17 protein-coding genes and 1 pseudogene are annotated in these 19892 nt (G+C 72.5%); 7 read left to right on the forward strand and 11 right to left on the reverse strand.

The window, feature by feature from the left end; all coding sequences use genetic code 11:
• Positions 1-48: 48 nt before the first annotated feature.
• Genes O7605_RS06735 through O7605_RS06750 form a run of 4 tightly spaced genes read right to left on the reverse strand, consistent with a single transcriptional unit; the run spans position 49 to position 4331 of the window.
• On the reverse strand, positions 49-858 hold the full coding sequence (locus tag O7605_RS06735; RefSeq protein WP_269738369.1) for an inositol monophosphatase family protein: 810 nt from the start codon (positions 856-858) through the stop codon (positions 49-51).
• Positions 851-1303, reverse strand: coding sequence for a response regulator (locus O7605_RS06740; RefSeq protein ID WP_269738370.1), 453 nt, complete (start codon positions 1301-1303; stop codon positions 851-853). Before O7605_RS06740 ends, O7605_RS06735 begins: the two co-directional genes overlap by 8 nt.
• A complete protein-coding gene (locus O7605_RS06745) occupies positions 1300-3084 on the reverse strand; it encodes a sensor histidine kinase (RefSeq protein ID WP_269738371.1) in 1785 nt (594 codons plus the stop codon). Before O7605_RS06745 ends, O7605_RS06740 begins: the two co-directional genes overlap by 4 nt.
• Positions 3081-4331, reverse strand: a complete 1251-nt coding sequence (locus O7605_RS06750) for a PP2C family protein-serine/threonine phosphatase (protein ID WP_269738372.1) — start codon at positions 4329-4331, stop codon at positions 3081-3083. The genes O7605_RS06745 and O7605_RS06750 overlap by 4 nt, the downstream gene beginning before the upstream one ends.
• A gap of 160 nt (positions 4332-4491) precedes the next feature.
• Here O7605_RS06750 and O7605_RS06755 point away from each other — a divergent pair, with 160 nt between their 5' ends.
• Entirely contained in the window at positions 4492-6870 is a 2379-nt protein-coding gene (locus O7605_RS06755) for a M28 family peptidase (protein ID WP_269738373.1), read from the forward strand.
• A gap of 5 nt (positions 6871-6875) precedes the next feature.
• Here the strand turns inward: O7605_RS06755 and O7605_RS06760 are convergent, their stop codons facing one another.
• From O7605_RS06760 to O7605_RS06770, 3 genes are all read right to left on the reverse strand, one after another.
• A complete protein-coding gene (locus O7605_RS06760) occupies positions 6876-7130 on the reverse strand; it encodes a Smr/MutS family protein (RefSeq protein ID WP_013736060.1) in 255 nt (84 codons plus the stop codon).
• Between the two features lie 140 nt (positions 7131-7270).
• Entirely contained in the window at positions 7271-7639 is a 369-nt protein-coding gene (locus tag O7605_RS06765) for a tetratricopeptide repeat protein (RefSeq protein ID WP_269738374.1), read from the reverse strand.
• An 87-nt stretch (positions 7640-7726) separates the two neighbouring features.
• Positions 7727-8479: an ROK family protein gene (locus O7605_RS06770; protein ID WP_269738375.1), complete on the reverse strand. Its 753-nt coding sequence runs from the start codon at positions 8477-8479 to the stop codon at positions 7727-7729.
• 61 nt (positions 8480-8540) lie between these two features.
• Between O7605_RS06770 and O7605_RS06775 the strand changes: the two genes are divergently transcribed.
• From O7605_RS06775 to O7605_RS06790, 4 genes and pseudogenes are all read left to right on the forward strand, one after another.
• A complete protein-coding gene (locus O7605_RS06775) occupies positions 8541-10178 on the forward strand; it encodes an ABC-F family ATP-binding cassette domain-containing protein (RefSeq protein ID WP_269738376.1) in 1638 nt (545 codons plus the stop codon).
• A gap of 37 nt (positions 10179-10215) precedes the next feature.
• Positions 10216-10467, forward strand: a pseudogene (locus tag O7605_RS06780) (hypothetical protein); the annotation flags it as partial.
• Positions 10468-10604: 137 nt separating this feature from the next.
• A complete protein-coding gene (locus tag O7605_RS06785; protein ID WP_269738378.1) occupies positions 10605-11330 on the forward strand; it encodes a methyltransferase domain-containing protein in 726 nt (241 codons plus the stop codon).
• Between the two features lie 177 nt (positions 11331-11507).
• Positions 11508-12044 carry a phospholipase gene (locus O7605_RS06790; RefSeq protein ID WP_269738379.1) on the forward strand — a complete coding sequence of 179 codons (537 nt, stop codon included), beginning with the start codon at positions 11508-11510 and terminating at the stop codon, positions 12042-12044.
• A gap of 63 nt (positions 12045-12107) precedes the next feature.
• Here O7605_RS06790 and O7605_RS06795 read toward each other — a convergent pair whose 3' ends face one another.
• Positions 12108-14936: an ATP-binding protein gene (locus tag O7605_RS06795; protein WP_269738380.1), complete on the reverse strand. Its 2829-nt coding sequence runs from the start codon at positions 14934-14936 to the stop codon at positions 12108-12110.
• Between the two features lie 166 nt (positions 14937-15102).
• Complete coding sequence (locus tag O7605_RS06800; RefSeq protein ID WP_269738381.1) at positions 15103-15321, reverse strand: FmdB family zinc ribbon protein; 219 nt, start codon at positions 15319-15321, stop codon at positions 15103-15105.
• Positions 15322-15359: 38 nt separating this feature from the next.
• On the opposite strand from O7605_RS06800, the gene O7605_RS06805 reads away from it, so the two are divergent.
• A complete protein-coding gene (locus O7605_RS06805) occupies positions 15360-16739 on the forward strand; it encodes a lytic murein transglycosylase (protein ID WP_443083879.1) in 1380 nt (459 codons plus the stop codon).
• A gap of 72 nt (positions 16740-16811) precedes the next feature.
• On the forward strand, positions 16812-17828 hold the full coding sequence (locus O7605_RS06810) for a GNAT family N-acetyltransferase (protein WP_269738737.1): 1017 nt from the start codon (positions 16812-16814) through the stop codon (positions 17826-17828).
• Positions 17829-17847: 19 nt separating this feature from the next.
• On the opposite strand, the gene O7605_RS06815 is transcribed toward O7605_RS06810, so the two are convergent.
• On the reverse strand, positions 17848-18354 hold the full coding sequence (locus O7605_RS06815) for a helix-turn-helix domain-containing protein (protein ID WP_269738383.1): 507 nt from the start codon (positions 18352-18354) through the stop codon (positions 17848-17850).
• Between the two features lie 549 nt (positions 18355-18903).
• The gene (hemB, locus tag O7605_RS06820) at positions 18904-19887 is read right to left on the reverse strand and encodes a porphobilinogen synthase (protein WP_269738384.1); all 984 of its coding nucleotides are present in this window, start codon (positions 19885-19887) and stop codon (positions 18904-18906) included.
• Between the last annotated feature and the right edge of the window lie 5 nt (positions 19888-19892).

The following is a 19892-nucleotide window of genomic DNA, read 5'->3' on the forward strand; positions in this document are numbered from 1 at the left end:
GATCTCTGATACTGCCGCCAACCTCATGATCGACGCGAAGAAGGGGGGTCAGGTGGGGAGGAGGGCGGTGTGGACTTCGGTCCAGACCTCGGCGTTCACGGCCACCAGCAGGCCGTGTTCGGTGTCGGCGGGGTGGTAGTCGGTGCCGTCGAGACGGCGGGCCACGCCGCCCGCGGCCCGCACCAGCAGGGTGCCCGGGCCGTGGTCCCAGGGCAGTGTCCGCCAGAACAGCACGAACTGCTGCTGGCCGGTGAGCACGTCGAGATACTCGCGGCCGGCGCAGTGCTGCCCCGGCAGCAGCTCGCCGAGGCGCGCACCACCCGCCTCCACCGTGCGCCGGGACGGCCCCGGCAGGAACTTCGTCATTGCCGCGCCGCGCAGCTCACCCACCGGTGGCGCCCCGTCGGGCAGGTGCAACGGCTGGCCGTCCAGGTACGTGCCCTCGCCGGTGCGGGCGGTCGCCAGCGCGTCGGCGAGCGGGTCGAACACCCACGCGGCCACCGGCTCACCGTCGGTGAGCAGGGAGACCATCAACGCGAACGGGCGGCGGCCCGCCGCGAAGTTCGCGGTGCCGTCGACCGGGTCGACGAGCCACACGTCTCCCGAGGCGCGCAGGTGACGCAGCAGGTCGGGATCGTCGGCCACCGCCTCCTCGCCCACCACCACCGAACCGGGGCGCAACCGGAGCAACCCGGCGCTGATCATCTCCTCGGCCCGCCGGTCGGCGACCGTGACCAGCTCACCGGGGGCCTTCTCACTCACGTCGGCGACGTCGAGATGGCGGAACAGGGGCAGCACCACGCGGTCGGCGGTCTCCCGCAACAGCCCGGCGACGTCGTCGAGCAGGGTGTCAGCCACGCGGCGGCAGCTTCACCACGCTGACGAAGAACTCGTCGATCTGCCGGACCACCGAGATGAACTGCTCGAAGTCGACCGGCTTCGTCACGTACGCGTTCGCGTGCAGCTGGTAGCTGCGCAGGATGTCCTCGTCGGCCTGGGAGGTGGTCAACACCACCACCGGGATCCGGCGGAGCTGCTCGTCCCTCTTGATCTCCTCCAGCACCTCCCGGCCGTCCCGTCGGGGCAGGTTCAGGTCGAGCAGGATCAGATCCGGCAGCTCCACGTCCGCGTACTGGCCCTCGCGGCGCAGGTAGGCCAGCGCCTCGGCACCGTCGGAGACGACGTTGAGCCGGTTGCGCAGCTTGTGCTCCTCGAACGCTTCCTGGGTCATCAACACGTCGCCCGGGTCGTCCTCGACCAGAAGCACCTCGATCGGGCTGTTGCCGTCCGCCGGCGCGGTCATCCCACCGCCTCCTTCATGCCACCTGTCCCACCGCCGGCCTGAGCCAGGCCGGCGACGGCCGAGGGGCGCTCCGATCCGCCGCCGGCCTCGGCGCCGACGGTACCGTCACCCGCCACGACCTCGTCATCGGCCCGGCCCGCCGCCACGTCCGTTCCGACCTCCGCCGGATCGGGCCCGTCCGCCGCCGACCCGTCCGCGCCGGTGGCGCTCTTCGCCGCCTCGACGTCGGCGGGCAGCGCGGGCAGCGCGGGCAGGGTGAAACGGATCGCCGTCCCCTCGGGCACGTCGGTGTCCACCCAGACCCGACCACCGTGGTACTCCACGATCTTCTTGACGATCGCCAACCCGATCCCGGTGCCCGGGTAGGCGTCCTTGGCGTGCAGCCGCTGGAAGATGACGAAGATCTTGTCGGCGAACTCCGGCTCGATCCCGATGCCGTTGTCCTGGCAGGTGATCTCCCAATCCTCGCCGATCAGCCGGGCCGAGACGTGCACCTTCGGCGGAACATCCGCCCGACGGAACTTCACCGAGTTGCTGACCAGGTTGACCAGCAGGTTGGTCAACAGCGGCTCCTCACCGCGGATCACCGGCAGCTCGCCCCAGGTCAGCTCGGCGTCGGCGTACTGCCGGGCCGGCTCGGTCTGTGCCGCCACCTCCGCCATCAGGCGGTTCAGGTCGACTTCGGTGAAGCCGGTGGTGAGCCGGCCGATCCGGGAGAACGCCAGCAGGTCGTTGATCAACCGCTGCATCCGCTGCGCGCCGTCCACCGCGAAGGCGATGTACTGGTCGGCCCGCTCGTCGAGCCGCCCGGCGTAGCGCCGTTGGAGCAGCTGGCAGAAGCTCGCCACCTTGCGCAGCGGCTCCTGCAGGTCGTGCGAGGCGACGTAGGCGAACTGTTCCAGGTCACGGTTGGACCGGGTCAGCTCCTCGGCCTGCTTCTGCAACTGGGTGTTGACCCACTCGATCCGCTCCCGTGCCTCCCGCACCTCGGCCAGGTCCGCGGCGATCTTCTGCCGCATGGCGTCCACGTCCGCGCCGAGACGCCGGAACTCCGGCGGACCGGTGCCGGTGATGCCGTGGCCGTAGTCGCCGACCGCGACCTCCCGGACCTGCCCGGCCAGGCTGGTCAGCGGCCGGATCACCATCCGCTCCAGCGAGGTGAGCAGCACCACGCCCGCGACGAGCACCACGAGTGCCGCGATGACCAGCAGCAGTACCAGCAGGTTGCTGGTACGGCGTACGTCGGCGGCGGCGGCGTCGCGGACCTCGAGGATGCCGTTCTGCAGCACGTCGACGGCGATCCGGATCTGGTCGAACTGCTGCCGCGACCGATCGGTGAGCAGCTGCTGGCCGGCGGCGGCGCCACCGGTCTCGATGGCGGCGATGACCGGCAGGGCGACCGCCTGGCGCCACTGCTCCGCCCGCTGCCGCACCGTGCCGAACTCGTCGTGCAGCTCCGGGTAGCCGGCCAGCAGCCGGTCCATCAAGGTGGCCAGCTCCTGCTCGCGCTGCCGGCCGGTGTCGAACGGAACCAGGTCCTCCCGGTCGCCGGTCAACGCGTACCCCCGGATCGCGGTCTCCTGGTCGACCAGGACCGCGAGCAGCTCCTGGGACTGGGCCCGCAGCGGACCGGTCTGGTTGAGCACCGCGTCGATGTGCGCCCGGTTACGGGTGGCGACCACCGCCTCCGCGGCGGCCACCCCGATCAACAGCAGCCCGACGACCACGACGAGCACGGCCAGTCGGCCGCGCAGACTCCAGCCGGCACCCGTGGTGGTCACCGGCCACCACCCCGCGTGACAAGCAGCATCGCCACGTCGTCGGCGAACGGACCGTCGTTGAGCTGCTCCGCCCGACCGACCAGCCAGGCCGGCAGGTCGGACAGCGGAACCGCCCGGCTGGCCGGCTCGGCCAGCAGGCGGGTCAGGCCGGGCACGTCGAGGCGTTCGTCGCCCGCGCCGACCCGACCCTCGATCAGACCATCGGTGTACATCAGCAGAGACCAGTCCTCGGTGTCGAACTTCAGGTCGAAGGCGACCGGCCGGCGCGGCCGTACGCCGAGCAGCAGACCACCCGGTGCCGGCACCGGAGTCACCCGGCCCTCGGCGAGCAGCACCGGCGGCGGATGGCCGGCCAGCCGCACCGTCGCCCGGCCGGCGTTGAGGTCGAGCCGGGCCGTCGCCACGGTCGCGAAGATCTCCTGAAGCCGGCGCTCACTCATCAGCACCTGTTCCAGCGCGGGAAGCACCTCGTCGTCCGGCACCCCGGCGAGGATCAACGCCCGCCAGGCCACCCGCAGTTCGACGCCGAGTGCCGCCTCGTCCACGCCGTGGCCACAGACGTCACCAATGATCAGATCGACCCGGTCCGGACGGGTCTGCACCACGTCGTAGAAGTCGCCGCCGATCAGGGCGGCGTGCCTTCCGGGCCGGTAGAAGGTGTGCACCGCGATCTGGTCGGTCGACATCAGCGGCTGGGGCAGCAGGCCGCGCTCCAACCGGGCCGACTCGGCCTGGCGCAGCTCCACCTCACGTAGCCGGCGGGCGTTCTCGTCGGCCCGCTTGCGCTCCACCGCGTAGCGCAGCGCCCGGGTCAGCAGGATCCCGTCCACCTGGCCCTTGACCAGGTAGTCCTGCGCCCCCTCGGCAACCGCGACGATGCCCAGGTGCTCGTCGGTGCGACCGGTGAGCACACAGACGGCCGCGCTGCCGGACATCTCCAGCACCTGTCGCAGCCCGTCCAACCCCTGCGCGTCGGGCAGACCCAGGTCCAGCAGGACGCAGTCGACTCCCGCGATCCGCCGACGGGCCTCGCTCAGGCTGGTCGCCACCAGCAGGTCGATGCCGGAGTTCGTCTCGGCCAGCAGCTCGCCGACCAGGAAGGCGTCCCCCTCGTCGTCCTCGACCAGCAGCACCCGCAGCCGCTCCCCGGGGGGCAGGTTCGGGTTGCCACCCAGCCCGCCCTGCGGGTACGGCCACGACACCACGGAGGGACCGGTCATCCCGGGCCCCCGGGTCGGCCGGGTCACCGCCGCGACTGGCGGAAGATCGCTGGTGATGTCGGGCTCCTTCCGAGCGCCCTGCTGATCCTGTATTAGACAACGTTCGCACACAACATGACGGAGCACCCTCGGGTGGCATGGAGGATGATGGTCCACCCCAGCACCACCCCCTTGCGAGGAGCCACCTGTGGGCGCACCCCCCAGCCCCGTCACCGACCGTGCCTTCACCCGGCCACGTCGACGTCGTCTCGCCGCGCTCGCGGCACTCGTCGCGCTCGTCGCCGTCGGCGCGAGCGCCCTGCTCGACCTGCGTCCTCCGGCACCCCGCCCGGCCGACGCGCCGGCCGGCGAGTTCAGCGCGGCGCGCGCGTACCCGCACGTGACGCGGGTCGCCGGGCGGCCCCACGTCGCGGGCAGCCCGGCCAACGACGAGGTCCGCGCCCACCTGGAAGGCGTACTGCGTGGCCTCGGGTTCCAGACGCAGGTGCAGGACACGGTCGCCGAGGAGGCCGGGCAGCTCAGCGGCGCGGCGGGCGGCGCCACCCTGGCCCGGGTCCGCAACGTGGTGGCCCGGCTGCCCGGCGCCGACCCCACCGGCACCGTGTTCCTGGTCGCGCACTACGACGCGGTGCAGACCGGGCCGGGCGGCAACGACGACGCCGCCGGGGTCGCGACCATCCTGGAGGTGGCCCGCGCGCTTACCGACGGCCCGGCGCCCCGCAACGACATCGTCCTCGTCCTCACCGACGCCGAGGAGGCGTGCCTCTGCGGAGCCTCGGCGTTCGCCTCCGAGCATCCGCTGGCCGCCGGCCAGGGGGTGGTGCTCAACCTGGAGGCACGGGGCCGCACCGGTCCGGTGATCATGTTCGAGACGTCGCCGGAGAACGCCCGTCTGGTCGAGGTCTTCGGCGAGGCGGCACCGCACCCGGTGGGCACCTCGTTCGCGGTGGAGGTGTACCGCGCGCTGCCCAACGACACCGACTTCACCGCCTTCCTCGACGAGGGGTTCCTCGGGCTGAACTCGGCGTACCTCGACGGGGGTGCGATCTACCACACGCCGCTTGACACCCCGGCGGCGATGGACCGGGCCAGCCTTCAGCACCACGGCGACAACACCCTCGGCCTCGCCCGGGAGTTCGGCCGGATCGACCTCGCCGACCTGCGCGCGGGTCACGACGCCACCTACTTTCCCGTCCCCGGCGGCCTCGCCCGCTACCCCGGCTGGCTGGTGCTGCCGTTGGCGCTGCTGGCGCTGGCCGGCGTGGTCACGCTCGGCTGGCTCGCCCGACGCCGGAACCGGGTCACCACCGGTCGGCTGGCCGCCGGCTTCGGGCTGGCCCTGGTGCCGATCGTGGTGGCACCGGTGGGTGCCCAGCTCCTCTGGGCGGCGATCGCCGCCCTCCGACCGGGCTACGCCGAACTGCTCGACCCGTACCGGCCGACCTGGTACCGGCTGGCCGTGCTGTCGCTGGCCGCCGCCGTCGTGTTCGCCTGGTACGCGCTGAGCCGGCGTCGGGTCGGTCCGGCCGCGCTGGCCGTCGGCGGGCTCGGCTGGCTGGCGCTGTTCGGCGTGCTGCTGGCGTTCCTGGCCCCCGGTGGGGCGTACCTGGCGACCCTGCCCGCCCTGGCCGGGGCGATCGGCGGGCTGGTGGCGCTGGCCAGCCGGATCGACGGACCGGTACCGGTGATCGCGGTGACCGTCGCCGCGGCGGTCGCGGTGATCCTGCTGCTCCCCACCGTGGTGCTGCTCTTCCCGGCGCTCGGCATGGCGATGGGCGGCGTCGCGGCGCTCTTCGCGGTGCTGCTCGGTCTCGCCGCGCTGCCCGTGATCGATCTGCTGCACCCGCAGGCCGGCGGCCAGCGGGGCATGGCGGCGCTGCGGGCCCGTCGGCTCGGTGCCCTGCCGGCCGGGGCAGCCGCGCTGGCCACCGTGGTCCTCGCCGGGGTCGGCTTCGCCGTCGACCGGTTCGACGCCGCGCATCCCGCGCCCACCCACCTGATGTACGCGCTGGACGCCGGCACCGGCCAGGCCCGCTGGCTCAGTCACGAGACCGAGCCGCAGCCCTGGACCGACGAATACGTGGACGGCCCGGTCCAGGTCGCCGACGAGTTCCCCGGAATCGGCGGCGACGAGTTGCTCGGCGGCCCGGCACAGCCGGCGGACCTGCCCGCGCCCCGGCTGGACGTGCTGACCGACACCACCGCGAACGGCGAACGCACCCTGACCCTGCGGCTCACCCCGCAGCGCCAGGTACGCCTGACCACCCTGCACGTCGACACGAACACCGCCGAGGTCCGGCGCGTCGTCGTCGCGGGCCGGTCGGTCCCGGTGGAGAGCCGCGAGGGCCGCTGGGGGTTCGGGGTGGTCTTCCACGCCCCGCCGCCCGAGGGGATCGAGGTCACGCTGACCGTCACACCAACGGCGGACAAGATCGCGCTGCGCGCGATGGACGCCAGTGACGGCCTCGACGCGCTACCCGGCTTCCGGCCCCGCCCACCGGACGTCGGCGTCGCCGGCTCACACAGCTCCGAGATGCTCGCCGTGGCCCGCACCTACCCGCTGTAGGGCGGCTACTTCCAGCGGAAGTGGACGAAGAGGCGGCCGAAGTTCTTGGAGTCCTTCTCGACCCGGTGGTAGAGCTGCTTGACGTCCTTCTGGTCGAGGAAGCGCAGCACGCGCTTCTTGAGCTGGCCGGAGCCCTTGCCCGGGATGATCTCGACGAGGGTGGCCTTCTTGGCCACCGCCTCGTCCATGATCCCGCGCAGTGCCCGGTCGATGTCGTGGCCCTTGTTGAAGATGTCGTGCAGGTCCAGCTTCAGCTTCATGCCACGTCCACCGCCCGGTCGGCTCTCATGCGGCCATCGTAGGCACGCCGGGCGCCGCCCAGGCCACGCCGGCTGCCGGGCCGCGCAGACGTCGGGAGGGCAGCCCGTCCGGGCTGCCCTCCCGACGCTTCTCTCCTAGCTCAGCGGCCGCCGCCGACCCGGGTCTCCACCCGGCGCAGGGCCGCGGCGTAGTCGTCGTTCGACGAGTGCATGGCCGCCGCGATGCGCAGGTGACGCAGCGCGTCGGTGTAACGGTTGAGCCGTTCCAGCGTCCGGCCCAGCACGTGGTGGGCGTAGTGGTCGCTGGGGTTGCGGTCGACCAGCTCCCGCAGCTGCTCCTCGGCCCGGCTGAGCTGGGCCGACTGGAAGTAGGCCCGGGCCAGCAGCTGTCGGACGGAGGCGTTGTCCGGCTCCGCCTCGATGATCGGTTCGAGCAGCCGGGCCGCGCCGCCGGGGTCGCCCGCCTCGAAGAACAGGGTCGCCCGCCGGTACTCGGCCAGCAGATCCATGCCGCCACCCCCTCCGTGTCGCACCACTGTCCCGACGCTGGCACAACACCGGCCGTACCGCGACTGTTCCCGGTCGCTTTTCCCGTCCTACACGGTGGCGAGGTCCCAGGCGCGGACGCCACCGACGATGCCGGCGCTGTTGGGCACCACCACCACGTCGTCACCCATCCGGGTGAGCTGCTCGGGACGGATCCGGCGCGAGTTCCCGCCGCCCAGGTAGAGCCGGTCCCAGCGGAACACCGGACGCAGCCCCTCCACCACCTGGCGGATCCGCCGGGACCAGAACGCGTCGCCCAGCCGGCGGCGTTCGGGCTCACCGACGTACGTGTCGTAGGTGGTGCCCCAGCGCACCGGAGCGTGGGACAGTTCGAGGTGCGGGGCGAGCACCCCACCGTCGAAGAGGGCGCTGCCCAGCCCGGTGCCGAGGGTCAGCACCAGTTCGCAGCCGGTGCCGGCGACCACCCCGGCACCGTGCACCTCGGCGTCGTTGAGCACCAGCGCCGGCAGGCCGAACGCGGTCGAGAGCGCGCTGCGGGCGTCGAACCCGGACCACTCGGCGAGCAGCGCCGGGTCGACCCGGCTGCGGGGGCCCGAACGGGTCACGTAGTGCGGGGTGGCCACCACCACGCCGTGCCGGATCATGCCCGGCATCCCCACCGTCACCCGACCGGCCGCCGGCAACCGACCGCCGAGTTCCACGAGCGTCCGGACGAACAGGTCCGGCGGCAGCGGGTACGGCGTCGGCACGCGCATCGGCTGGGCCCGCATGGTGCCCGCGCCGTCGAGGACCGACGCCTTGATCCCGCCGCCGCCGCAGTCGATCGCCAGAGTGGTCAACACGCACGTGAGTCTGCCTCGTCCCGGGGGTCGGCCGCGCGGCGACGGGTAGGCTCGGCTGCTTGTGAGCGCCACGCTGATCGCCAAGGACCTCGCCGCCGGACACGGGGAACGAACCCTCTTCACCGGTCTGGATCTCGTGGTCGCCCCCGGTGACGTGGTCGGCCTGGTCGGGGCCAACGGAGCCGGCAAGTCGACGCTGCTGCGTACGCTCGCCGGTCTGTTGCCGGTCGAGGCCGGCGGTGTCGCGGTGAGCCCGCCCGGCGCGAGCGTCGGGCACCTGCCCCAGGAGCCGGAGCGCCGGCCCGGGGAGACGGTGCGTGCCTTCCTGGCCCGCCGCACCGGCGTGACCGGGGCGCAGTCCGCTCTCGACGCGGCGACGGAGGCGCTGACCGCCGGCCGGCCGGGCGCGGACGACGCGTACGCCGCCGCGTTGGAGGGCTGGCTCGGGCTCGGCGGGGCCGATCTGGACGAGCGGGCCGAGGAGGTGGCCGCCGAACTGGGCCTCGCCGTCGATCTCGACCAGCAGATGACCAGCCTCTCCGGTGGCCAGGCCGCCCGCGCCGGGCTGGCGTCGCTGCTGCTCAGCCGGTACGACGTGTTCCTGCTCGACGAGCCGACGAACGATCTCGACCTGGCCGGGCTGGACCGACTGGAGAACTTCGTCACCGGCCTGCGCGCCGGCACGGTGCTGGTCAGCCACGACCGGGAGTTCCTGGCCCGCACGGTCACCTCGGTGCTGGAGCTGGACCTGCACCAGCAGCAGGTGAACCACTTCGGGGGCGGATACACGGCGTACCTGGAGGAGCGGGAGGTGGCCCGCCGCCAGGCGCGCGCGGACTACGAGGAGTACGCCGACACCCGGTCCGCGCTCCAGGCTCGGGCGCGTACCCAGCGGGCCTGGATGGAGAAGGGGGTCCGCAACGCCCGGCGCAAGGCCACCGACAACGACAAGATCGGCCGGAAGTTCCGGTCCGAGGCGTCCGAGAAGCAGGCGGCGAAGGCCCGGCAGACCGAGCGGCTGATCGAACGTCTGGAGGTGGTGGAGGAGCCACGCAAGGAGTGGGAGCTGCGGATGGAGATCGCCGCCGCGCCCCGCGCCGGCGCCGTCGTGGCCACGCTCCGCGACGCCGTGGTACGCCGGGGAGATTTCACCCTCGGCCCGGTGAACCTCCAGATCGACTGGGCGGACCGGGTGGCGGTGACCGGGGCGAACGGTTCCGGCAAGTCGACCCTGCTGGCCGCCCTGCTCGGCCGGTTGCCGCTGGACGCCGGCCAGGCCGCGCTCGGGCCGGGCGTGGTGGTCGGCGAGGTGGACCAGGCCCGTGGGCTGTTCCTCGGTGACGCGCCGCTGCTGGAGGCGTTCCGGGCCGCGGTGCCGGACCTGTCGCCGGCGGACGCGCGGACGCTGCTGGCCAAGTTCGGCCTGCGCGCGCAGCACGTGCTGCGCCCGGCCGCGACGCTCTCCCCCGGCGAACGGACCCGGGCCGCGTTGGCCCTGTTGCAGGGGCGCGGCGTCAACCTGCTGGTGCTGGACGAGCCGACCAACCACCTCGATCTGCCGGCCATCGAGCAGTTGGAGTCCGCCCTGGCCAGCTTCCCGGGCACGCTGCTGCTGGTGACCCACGACCGGCGGATGCTGGAGGCGGTACGCCTGGACCGGCGGCTGCGGGTGGACGCCGGGCGGATCACCGAGTTCTGATCCGGCGAAATCCGGACGGCGGGGCGACAATGACTCCATGCTCAGGTGGGAGTACGCCCTGTTGGTGCGGCGCCGCCAGGCCGCCACCAACGACCTCGGGTTCGAGGTGATCTTTTCCTGGTACGGCCCGGACGGTTCCATGATCGACGTCACGCCGTACGGCGACACCGCGCTGGCCCATCTCAACCGGGCCGGCGACCAGGGCTGGGAGTTGGTCGCGATGAGCGAGGACCCGTCCCTGCCGGGCAACAACGAGTTGCACCGCTATCACCTGAAGCGACCCCGGACGGCGGCCGCGCCGCGGCAGCGGATGCGTTCGGGACGTCCCCGGCGGCCCATCCCGCGCTGACCCGGCGCGAGTTTTCCCCACAACCAACGCATACCGGGCGACTATCCGGGTAACGGGCCGGCCGGAGGTGGCCCGGCATGGTCGCGTTGGCACATTCTCCGTCCTCCGCCGAGCGACTGCGGGCGGTGGACGGGTTCCTCACCGAGGCATGGACGGACCAGGTCCGTCACGACGAGCGGCTGCGCCCGCTCGGTGTCGAGGTCCGCTTCGACCGGGGCGTCGCCCACCTGACCGGCGAGGTCGACGAGCAGGCCCAGCTGCGACTGGTACGCGAGCAGGTCGGCCGGCTGGCCGGCGTCTTCGGCGTCTGGTGCCGGGTACGGGTCGGCGGGCGCGACCCGGTGGTGGTCGACCTGGGTTGCGGCGCCACCAAGCAGTGGCCGGGCAATCTCGGGCTCGACATCTTCCCCGCCCCCGGCGTGGACGCGGTCGCCGACCTGTCCGGCTCCCTGCCGCTGGCCGACGACTCGGTGGACGTGCTGTTCGCGGTGCACATCCTGGAACACCTGATCGACTTTCTCCCGCTGCTGGACGAGTGTCACCGGGTACTCCGCCCCGGAGGCGTACTGCACGTGATGAGCCCCTGGTGGGGGCATGTGAACGCGGTGGCCGATCCGACCCACGTGCGGCTGCTGGACGTGCAGACCGTCAAGGGCATCTGCGTGATGCGACCGCCGGGCACCCCGCGCTGGTACCCCCTGCACGCCGGCAGCGACGGCGCCTCCATCTTCGCCGACCTCACCCCGCTGGGACCGGATGACGACGGCCCCTCCGCCACCCACCTGGCCCGCTTCTTCGACTAGGCCGCCCGGTCAGCGCCCTGGACACCGCCGGTGTCCAGGGCATTCGTCTGTTTCGGCACCGGTCACCAATATTTCTCGCGGGTAACACCGGCAGGCCGCGCCATTGATCGAGACTTATCGAACCCCGGTAACTCGCCGGTAACCTGCTCTGCCGCACACCCCCGCGGAGGTATGACCATGCCCAGACGTCTCGCCACCACCCTCGCCTCGGGCCTGCTCGCGCTGCTCACCGCCCTCGCCGTGGCCTCCCCCGCCACGGCGGCCGTCACCCCACAGCAGAAGCTGTCCGTCCTGTCCAGCTGGACCCAGACCAGCGTCAGCAGCTACAACGCCTGGTACTCCGCCCGCCAGAATCGCGCACCCTGGGCCGAGTACAACTTCGACTGGTCCACCGACTACTGCTCGTCCAGTCCGGACAACCCACTCGGGTTCAAGTTCAGTCTGTCCTGCGCCCGACACGACTTCGGCTACCGCAACTACAAGGCGGTCGGCCAGTTCAGTGCCAACAAGCCGCGCCTCGACAGCGCCTTCTACGAGGACCTGAAGCGGTCCTGTGCCACGTACAACTCCGTCGTCCGGCCGGCCTGCCTGAGCCTGGCGTGGACGTACTACCAGGCGGTCGCCATCTTCGGTTCGGTAGCCGCCGTGCAGCAGTCCGACATCGACCGGGCCGCCCGGATGAAGGCCGACGCGGAACGACGCGCTCGCGCCTGACGACCGGCGACGGACGCCCGGCAGCACCCGCGGCCGGGCGTCCCGCCGGTCAGCGACCGTCGCTCAGGCGTGCTCGGTGTGACGGTCGACCGTGCTGGGCTGACGTGGGGCGGAGCGACCCGTGCCGGTGGCGAACCGCCCTGAATCGGCCACCAGGTCGGGATGCTCGACCCCGAGCGCCAACGCGACCGCCTCGTCCAACCCCAGTTCGGCCCCCTCGCCGTACGCCTCGTCGAAGGCGGCGTCGCCAAGCGCCAGCCGCAGCGCGGCCTGCCGCTGCGTCCAGTACGCCTCGTAGATGCCCGGCGTCGACCGCAGCCCCGCCCGGGTCGCCTGGGCGGCACCGAAGAGCCGGGCTGCGGTCAGCGGCTGGTCACCGAGCGCGCAGCGCACCGCGACCGCGTTCAACGTGTCGCAGGCCCGCCCGTGAAAACCGTGATTCATCCGGGACCGGAGCGCCGCCAACAGGTGCTCGTGCGCGGCCACCAGGTCACCCCGAGCCAGCGCGACCATGCCGAGCAGCATGTCCACCGAGCGACGCCCCCGGTCGGCCGGTCGGGCCGCCTCCACCGGCCGGGCCGCACCGAGCAGCTCCGCCGCCTCGTCCAGCGCGCCCCGCCGCCACATCAGCTCAGCCAACCGGAGCACGGCGAACAGCGCCTCCGACTCGACCCCCTGGTCCTGCGCCCAGTCGATGACCTCCCGACAGACCCGCTCCGCCTCGGCGAACTGTCCCATGTCGACGAGCGGCGCGGCGCGGCCGGCGAGCACCCGGGCCAGCAGACCGGCATCTCCGGCCTGACGCGCCGCCGCCTCGGCCCGCTGCGAGTAGCGCAGCTCCTCGCCGAACTCGCCGTCGCCACCGGCGTGCAGCGAATGCATGTGGTAGGCCGCCGCCAGTTCGTCCTCCGGGACCACCTCGCCGGTCTCGGCCAGTCGACCGTACAACCGGAACAGCCAGAGCCGCCCTTCCCGGGCCAGCCCGCGCTCACGCCACCACTGGTCCAGTCCGCCGGCCAGCCGCAGGCCGGCCCGGGCACTGCCACCCGTGGCGCACCAGCGCAGCGCGGCGCGCAGCTCACCGGCGAGTGGATCAAGCGCGTACAGCGACAGCGTCACCGGCTGCCCGTCCGGGCCGAGGTGAGCCCGTTCAAGGGCGTGCGCCGACCAGGCCACGTGCCGGTCACGGGCCGCCTGCTCCTCCCCGGCGTCGGCGAGCCGCCGCGCCGCGTACGCCCGGATGGGGTCGAGCATCCGGTAGGTGCAGCCGGTCACGTGCGGTTCCGCCAGCACCATCGACTTGTCGACAAGCACCGACAGCGGATCGAGCGGGTCGTCGTCGAGCAGCCACTCCACCGTCGGCAGGTCGACCGGGCCGGCGAAGACCGCCAGCCAGCGCAGCAGTCGCGCGGCACGCGGCCCGAGCGTCCGGTAGGACCAGGTCACCGTCGCCTGCATGGTCAGGTGCCGTTCGACCGCCGAGCGGGCCGCCGCTCGGCTGGCCGGGGTCGAGGTACTCACACCGGTGGCCGCCGCGGCCAGGTCGACGGTGTCCCGTTGGTTACCGGTGTTACCCCGATCGGTCGGTAGCGGCAGCGGATCCTCGCGGCCGGCGTCGAGCGTGCCGAGGACGTCGTCGAGCCGCTCGGCGAGCTGACCCACCGAGAGCACCCGTAGCCGGGCCGCGGCCAGCTCGATGGCGAGCGGCAAACCGTCAAGTCGCCGCACCACCCGCCGTACGTCGGCCGACTCCGACGGGTCCGGCTGGCGCCCGCCCCGCGCCGCCGCCGTCCGATCCAACAGCAGCGCCACCGCGTCGCTCTCGGTGCCGTCGGGCGCCGGATCGACGGTCAACGGCGGGATCCGCCACACCACCTCGCCCGGCAACCCCAGCGGTTCCCGGGTGGTGGCCAGCACCCGCACGCCACCGCCGCCGGCCAGCAGTCGGGAGACCGCGTCGGCGCAGGACGCCGGCTGGGCGTCGCAGGTGTCGAGCACGATCAGCATCCGGCGGGGAGCGGCGTACTCCACAAGCGTGTCGACCATCGGGCGGCCCGGCTCCGGCCGCAGACCGAGCACCGCGGCGACGGCGAAAGCGACAAGTCCGGGGTCGGTGACCGCGGCGATGTCGACGAACCACACCCCGTCCGGGTACTCGTCCACCAGGTCGGTGGCGAACTCCACGGCCAGCCGCGTCTTGCCGCTGCCACCCGCGCCGAGCACGGTGACCAGCCGGTGCCGACCCACCAGTCGCCCCAGCTCGGCGCGTTCGGTCTGCCGACCGACGAAGGTGGTGACCTGGATCGGTAGGTTGTGCGCCACCACGTCGGCGGTACGCGGCCGTGGGAACTGCCGTTCCAGGCCGGGTGCGACGAGCTGGAAGAGCCGTTCCCGGTCGTCGAAACCACGCAGCCGGTGCAGCCCGAGGTCGAGCAGGGAGGCGCCGGCCGGCAGTGGCCGGGCCCGCCGCGCCGTGGCACCGGAGCAGAGGATCTGCCCGCCGTGCGCGGCGGCGGCGACCCGGGCGGCCCGGTGCACCTCGGGGCTGGCGTACTCGCCGTCGCGTGGCTCCGCCCAACCGGTGTGCAGTCCCATCCGGACCCGGGGGGCCGCCTCGGGCGTCGGCCACTCGTGCTCGCCGAGCGCCCGCTGCGCGGTCAGACAGGCGGTCAACGCCGCTCCCGCGTCATCGAAGGCCAGGAAGAACGAGTCGCCCTCGGTCAGCAGCTCCGCGCCCTCGGCCGCCGCGATCGTCCGGCGCAGCAGCCGCCGGTGCTCGGCGAGGACCGGTCGGTAGCCGGACCCGAGCAGCTGGGCCAACCGGGTGGAGCCCTCGATGTCGGTGAATACGAAGGTCACCCAACCGGTCGGGAGGTGGATCCGTGGCGGCATGCGTGGAACCTCCCCCCTGGTCTCGGCACCATACTTCCCGAGACCGGATCATCACGCATCGTGAGAACGGCCGGCCGAGACTCCGACCCAAGGTGCCATCGGACCCTGCGTCCGGGCAAGGCCGGCAGCCACCCGTACCACCGGTCGACCAACCGTCCCGGCGTGGTCAGCAGCCGCAGCCGCCACCACAGCAACCGCCACCGGCGGGTGCGGACGAGGCGCCGGACCCGCCGCCACCACGGCCGGTGACCGCGACCGTGGAGAGCAGTTTCACCGTGTCGGCGTGCCCCTGCGGGCAGGACGCCGGCTCACCGGCCCGCGCCATCGGACGGTTGACCTCGAAGGTGGCGCCGCAGGCGCGACAACGGAACTCGTACCGGGGCATGCCGTCAGCCTACGACCGGACCTGACGTCGGCGAAGACATGGGTGATACTCGACGGGTGGCAGACGGCGAAGAGCGCATCACCCTGCGGCCCCTGCGACCGGCCACGCCGCGCGCCGACTCCGGCGCCGGCCCGGACGGGCCGGCAACCAGGCTGCCCCGTCCCCGCCGCCCCTGGCTGAGTTCCGGCAAGCCCGCCGACGACGCGGCACCGGCCCCGCCCTCCACCGACCCGGTTCCGGCGGCGGCCATCGACAACGCCGCCGGCACCACGGGCGACGCTACGGCTCCCGACAGGACGGATGGCGGCGCGGCGGCCAGCACCACGCCAGCCGCCGACACCCCCGCCTCCGGCACCACGGCGGACCGCGCCCCGACCGCCGGCACCACTGCGCCGGACGGCCCGAAGGGCAGCGCCACGACCGCGCCGGAGGCTGTCCCCGACGCGGAATCGACGCCGAAGACCACTGTCGAGGAGTCCACTCCGGAGTCCGGCGCACCGGCAGCCCGGCGCCGCCGGGTGCGCTTCGGGCCCGCCGTACGCCTGCCCGGGCCCCGGGCCGCGGCCCGGGCGACCCGCGCCTGGTCGCGCCGGCCGAGTGGCCGACTGACCCTGCCCGGCGTGTTCCTGCTCGTCCTGGTCGCCGCGACCGCCACGGCCGGCGCGCTGGTGGTGCCCGCCACCCTTGGCGCTTCGCGTCCGGTGGCGGTCGACGGAACCGCCGACGCGCTGCCCAGCGACCTGACGCCGTCCGGTCAGGTGCCGCCACCGGGGCAGTTCCCGCCCCCCACCGCGACCCTTCCGCCCGGCGTGACCCCGCCGGGCACCGCCGGGCCGGTCGGTGGACGCCCGTCCGACGCCCTGGCCGGCTGGGCCCGCGACACCGGCGCCAAGGTCGGCATCGACCCGATCGCCATGCAGGCGTACGGCTACGCCGAGCTGGTGCTCGCCGAGACCGACCGGGCCTGCGGCCTGAGCTGGACCACGTTGGCCGCGATCGGTCTGGTCGAGTCCCGCCACGGACAGGCCAACAACGCCCAGCTCGGCGCGGACGGCAGGGCTGTCCCGGAGATCATCGGTCTGCCGTTGGACGGTCAGGGCAACCGGATGCGGATCGCCGACACCGACCGGGGCGAGTTGGACCGCGACACCACCTATGACCGGGCGATCGGGCCGATGCAGTTCATCCCGACCACCTGGGAGGAGATCGGCGCCGACGCGGACAACGACGGCCGTAAGGACCCGCACAACATCCACGACGCCGCGCTCGCGGCCGGGATGTACCTGTGCAAGGGCGGCCGGAACCTCACCATTCCGGGCGACTGGTGGAACGCGATCCTGTCGTACAACGATGTCCGAAGGTACGCCCAGGACGTCTTCGACGCCGCCAACCGGTACGGACAGGCCAGTCGCACGTGAAGTGATCGTCCGCATACATTGGAGAACTGGACACTTCCCCCCGGCTGCGGATGACGGCAAGCTAGACGGGTGATGGTGCGCGAGTGGGACCCCAGGACCGCGTCGTCCGCCGAGATCGCGTCGCTGCTGGACACGCTGAACGCGGTCCTGGCGGCCGATCTTCCGCAGGATCCGCCGTGGCGGGAGAGTTCTCTGCGGGAATACCTCGCCGAGGTGATGCCGGGCGAACGGCGGATCTCCTGGATCGCGCAGGAGGATCCAGACGTCGACGGCGCTCCGGGAGCCATCCTCGGTCAGGTGCACGTGCTGCTGCTCGGCAACATCGGTGTGCTGGAGGTCCTGGTCCACCCGTCCGCGCGGCGCAGTGGTCTGGGCCGTGATCTCGTCTTGCGCGCGGCCCGCCGGGTCTACCAGGAAGGCTTCGAGTCGATCGGGGTGGAGGTGGTCGGCGACACTCCCGCCGTCGCCTTCTACGAATCGCTCGGCTTCGGCCGGGAGTACGTGGAGACCCGCAGCGTCCTCGACCTCTCCGGCGTCGACTGGGCCGAGTTGGCGCAGATGTCGACCGGGCTCGGCGCCGGTTACCGCGTCCAGTTCCACCCCGGTGGCCCGCCGGACGAGCTGATCGAGGCGTACGCGCGGGCCAAGGCCGAGATCCGGGACATCGAGGACGGCGAGCTACGACCCAGCTCGTACGATCCGCAGCGGCTCCGGGACAGCCTCGACTGCCTGCACCGACGGGGCATGAAGCCGTACATCGTGCTCGCCCTGCACGAGCAGACCGGTGAGGTGGCCGGCCTCACCGAGGTGGTCGTGCCGGCCCAGCATCCGACCCGCGCCGACCAGTACGACACGATCGTGGTGCAGGATCACCGGGGCTACGGCATCGACCGGGCGATAAAGGCTCGGATGCTGTTGGAACTGCGTTCGGCCGAGCCGCAACTGACTGAGGTGCAGACCTGGAACGCGCAGGCCAACGAGGCCATGCTCAAGGTCAACGCTGAGCTGGGCTACCGCACCGACCGGGACTGGTGCGAATACAGCATCGACGTCGCCGAGCTGGTCCACCGCCTCGACGCGACGCGCTGACCGGTCGCCTCCGCCGCCGTCAGTTCCGGTACCAGGTACGCGGGTCAGGCGGAGGTGGCACGTTACGGTACTTGGCCACCCGCACCTCCCACTGACTACGGCGCCGCCGTGCCTCCCGGTCGGCCCGGGAACGGTGGTAGGTCTCCGGCGGTCGAGCCAGCCCGTAGATGTCCGCCCACCACTCGCCCGGTTCCGGGTCGAGAATCGTGTTGAGATGCGCCGGGTAGCGACGATCCGCGCCGTCCCGGGTGTCGTCCCAGACCTCCATCGGCAGCACTACCCGCCCCTCCTGGTCGACGGCCACGAGGTAGAGACCGGCCGCGCCCAGCAGCCGCTCCAGCACGGCCAGGCTCGGCGTCAAGCTGCCCGCCTCGACCCGCGCAACGGTCGACGGAGCGACCTTGGCGAACCGGGCCATCCGCAGCTGGCTGAGCCCGACGATCCGGCGGGCACGTCGCACCAGACCGGCGATGGGAAAGGGACCGACCGTGGGGCCGAGATCCGGCGGCTCCAAGACACTGGACATGCGCCCGAGCGTGCCGCTGCACGAACCAGGGCAGCAACCCCTGTGGAAAAACCTGTGGATATCCCGAACCCTCCGCACCGCCCACCCCCTCACAGCCCACCCGGCTCCGGCCCCGGCTACGGCTGCGGCTGCGGCTGCGGCTGCGGCTGCGGCTGCGGCTGCGGCTGCGGCTGCAGCCCGCTACCCTGAGTAACAGTCACGGTGAGTGGCGGACAGGTCATCTCCCTCCGACCCTTCCCACAACACCTCCCCGCCCTTTGCTCTGCTTCAACCCACGCAACAGGCTCTGACCAGCGGCGAAGAAAGTTGAGATCGCGGCTTTTCGCACGCCGTCAACTACCCTCTGCAAGCTGTGCGCGGGTTGAAGCAGAGCAAAGGACGGGAGGAGAACAACCTCAAGGGTGAAGAGAAACTACTCAGGGTGATGGCGCTGGTTCGGTCGATGGTCGCACCAGTGCGGACGGGGTTGGCGAGTGAACAGGCCGCCGCGACAGCGCAGCCGTCAGCCGTCAGCCGTCAGCGTTGTCGCCTGCTCGGGGTCGAGGAGGGTCAGTAACGCTGGCGGAGCAGTTGGGCGGCCTCGACAGCCCAGTAGCTGAGGATGATCTGGGCACCGGCGCGGCGGATCGAGGTGAGGGTTTCCAGCATCACCCGCTCCCGGTCGATCCAGCCGTTCGCGGCGGCCGCCTCGACCATCGCGTACTCGCCGGAGACCTGATAGGCCGCCACGGGCACGTCCACGGCGGCGCGGACCGCCGACACCACGTCGAGGTACGGCAGCGCCGGCTTGACCATCACCATGTCGGCACCCTCGGCGACGTCCAGCGCGACCTCGCGCAGCGACTCGCGCAGGTTCGCCGGATCCTGCTGGTAGGCCCGTCGGTCCCCCTCCAGCGCCGACTCAACAGCGTCCCGGAAGGGGCCGAAGAAGGCCGAGGCGTACTTCACGGCGTAGGCGAGGACGGCCACGTCGGTGTGACCGGCCGCGTCGAGTGCCGCCCGTACCGCCCCGACCTGACCGTCCATCATGCCGGACGGCCCGACCACCCCGACCCCGGCGGCGGCCTGAGCCACGGCCATCTCGGCGTACGCGGCGAGGGTGGCGTCGTTGTCCACCTCGCCGGCCGGGGTGAGCAGCCCGCAGTGCCCGTGCGAGGTGAACTCGTCCAGGCAGAGGTCACTCATCACCACCGTCGCGTCGCCCACCTCGGCGACCACGTCCCGGATCGCGACGTTCAGGATGCCGTTCGGGTCGATGCCGCCGGAGCCACGTTCGTCGCGCGACGCGGGCACGCCGAACAGCATGATCCCGCCGACGCCGGCCTGCACCGCCTCCACCGCCGCCTTGCGCAGCGAGTCACGGGAGTGCTGGAGCACCCCCGGCAGCGAGGCGATGGCCCGCGGCTCGGTCAGCCCCTCCTTGACGAACATCGGCACGACCAGCTCGGCCGGGTCGACGCGGGTCTCGGCGACCAGCCGACGCATCGCCGCGGTGCGGCGCAGCCGACGGGGCCGCATCTCCGGGTACGCCATGAACC

The organism is Verrucosispora sp. WMMA2121, assembly GCF_027460185.1.
In the GTDB taxonomy this organism is placed as follows: domain Bacteria; phylum Actinomycetota; class Actinomycetes; order Mycobacteriales; family Micromonosporaceae; genus Micromonospora; species Micromonospora palythoicola.

What these genes read in the sequence shown, in the direction of transcription:
- O7605_RS06800 (WP_269738381.1), bottom strand. Translation starts at nt 15,321, where the DNA reads ATGCCCCGGTACGAGTTCCGTTGTCGCGCCTGCGGCGCCACCTTCGAG.
- O7605_RS06760 (WP_013736060.1), bottom strand. Translation starts at nt 7,130, where the DNA reads ATGAAGCTGAAGCTGGACCTGCACGACATCTTCAACAAGGGCCACGAC.
- O7605_RS06795 (WP_269738380.1), bottom strand. Translation starts at nt 14,936, where the DNA reads ATGCCGCCACGGATCCACCTCCCGACCGGTTGGGTGACCTTCGTATTC.
- O7605_RS06785 (WP_269738378.1), top strand. Translation starts at nt 10,605, where the DNA reads ATGGTCGCGTTGGCACATTCTCCGTCCTCCGCCGAGCGACTGCGGGCG.
- O7605_RS06740 (WP_269738370.1), bottom strand. Translation starts at nt 1,303, where the DNA reads ATGACCGCGCCGGCGGACGGCAACAGCCCGATCGAGGTGCTTCTGGTC.
- hemB (WP_269738384.1), bottom strand. Translation starts at nt 19,887, where the DNA reads ATGGCGTACCCGGAGATGCGGCCCCGTCGGCTGCGCCGCACCGCGGCG.
- O7605_RS06805 (WP_443083879.1), top strand. Translation starts at nt 15,360, where the DNA reads ATGGGTGATACTCGACGGGTGGCAGACGGCGAAGAGCGCATCACCCTG.
- O7605_RS06790 (WP_269738379.1), top strand. Translation starts at nt 11,508, where the DNA reads ATGCCCAGACGTCTCGCCACCACCCTCGCCTCGGGCCTGCTCGCGCTG.
- O7605_RS06810 (WP_269738737.1), top strand. Translation starts at nt 16,812, where the DNA reads ATGGTGCGCGAGTGGGACCCCAGGACCGCGTCGTCCGCCGAGATCGCG.
- O7605_RS06765 (WP_269738374.1), bottom strand. Translation starts at nt 7,639, where the DNA reads ATGGATCTGCTGGCCGAGTACCGGCGGGCGACCCTGTTCTTCGAGGCG.
- O7605_RS06815 (WP_269738383.1), bottom strand. Translation starts at nt 18,354, where the DNA reads ATGTCCAGTGTCTTGGAGCCGCCGGATCTCGGCCCCACGGTCGGTCCC.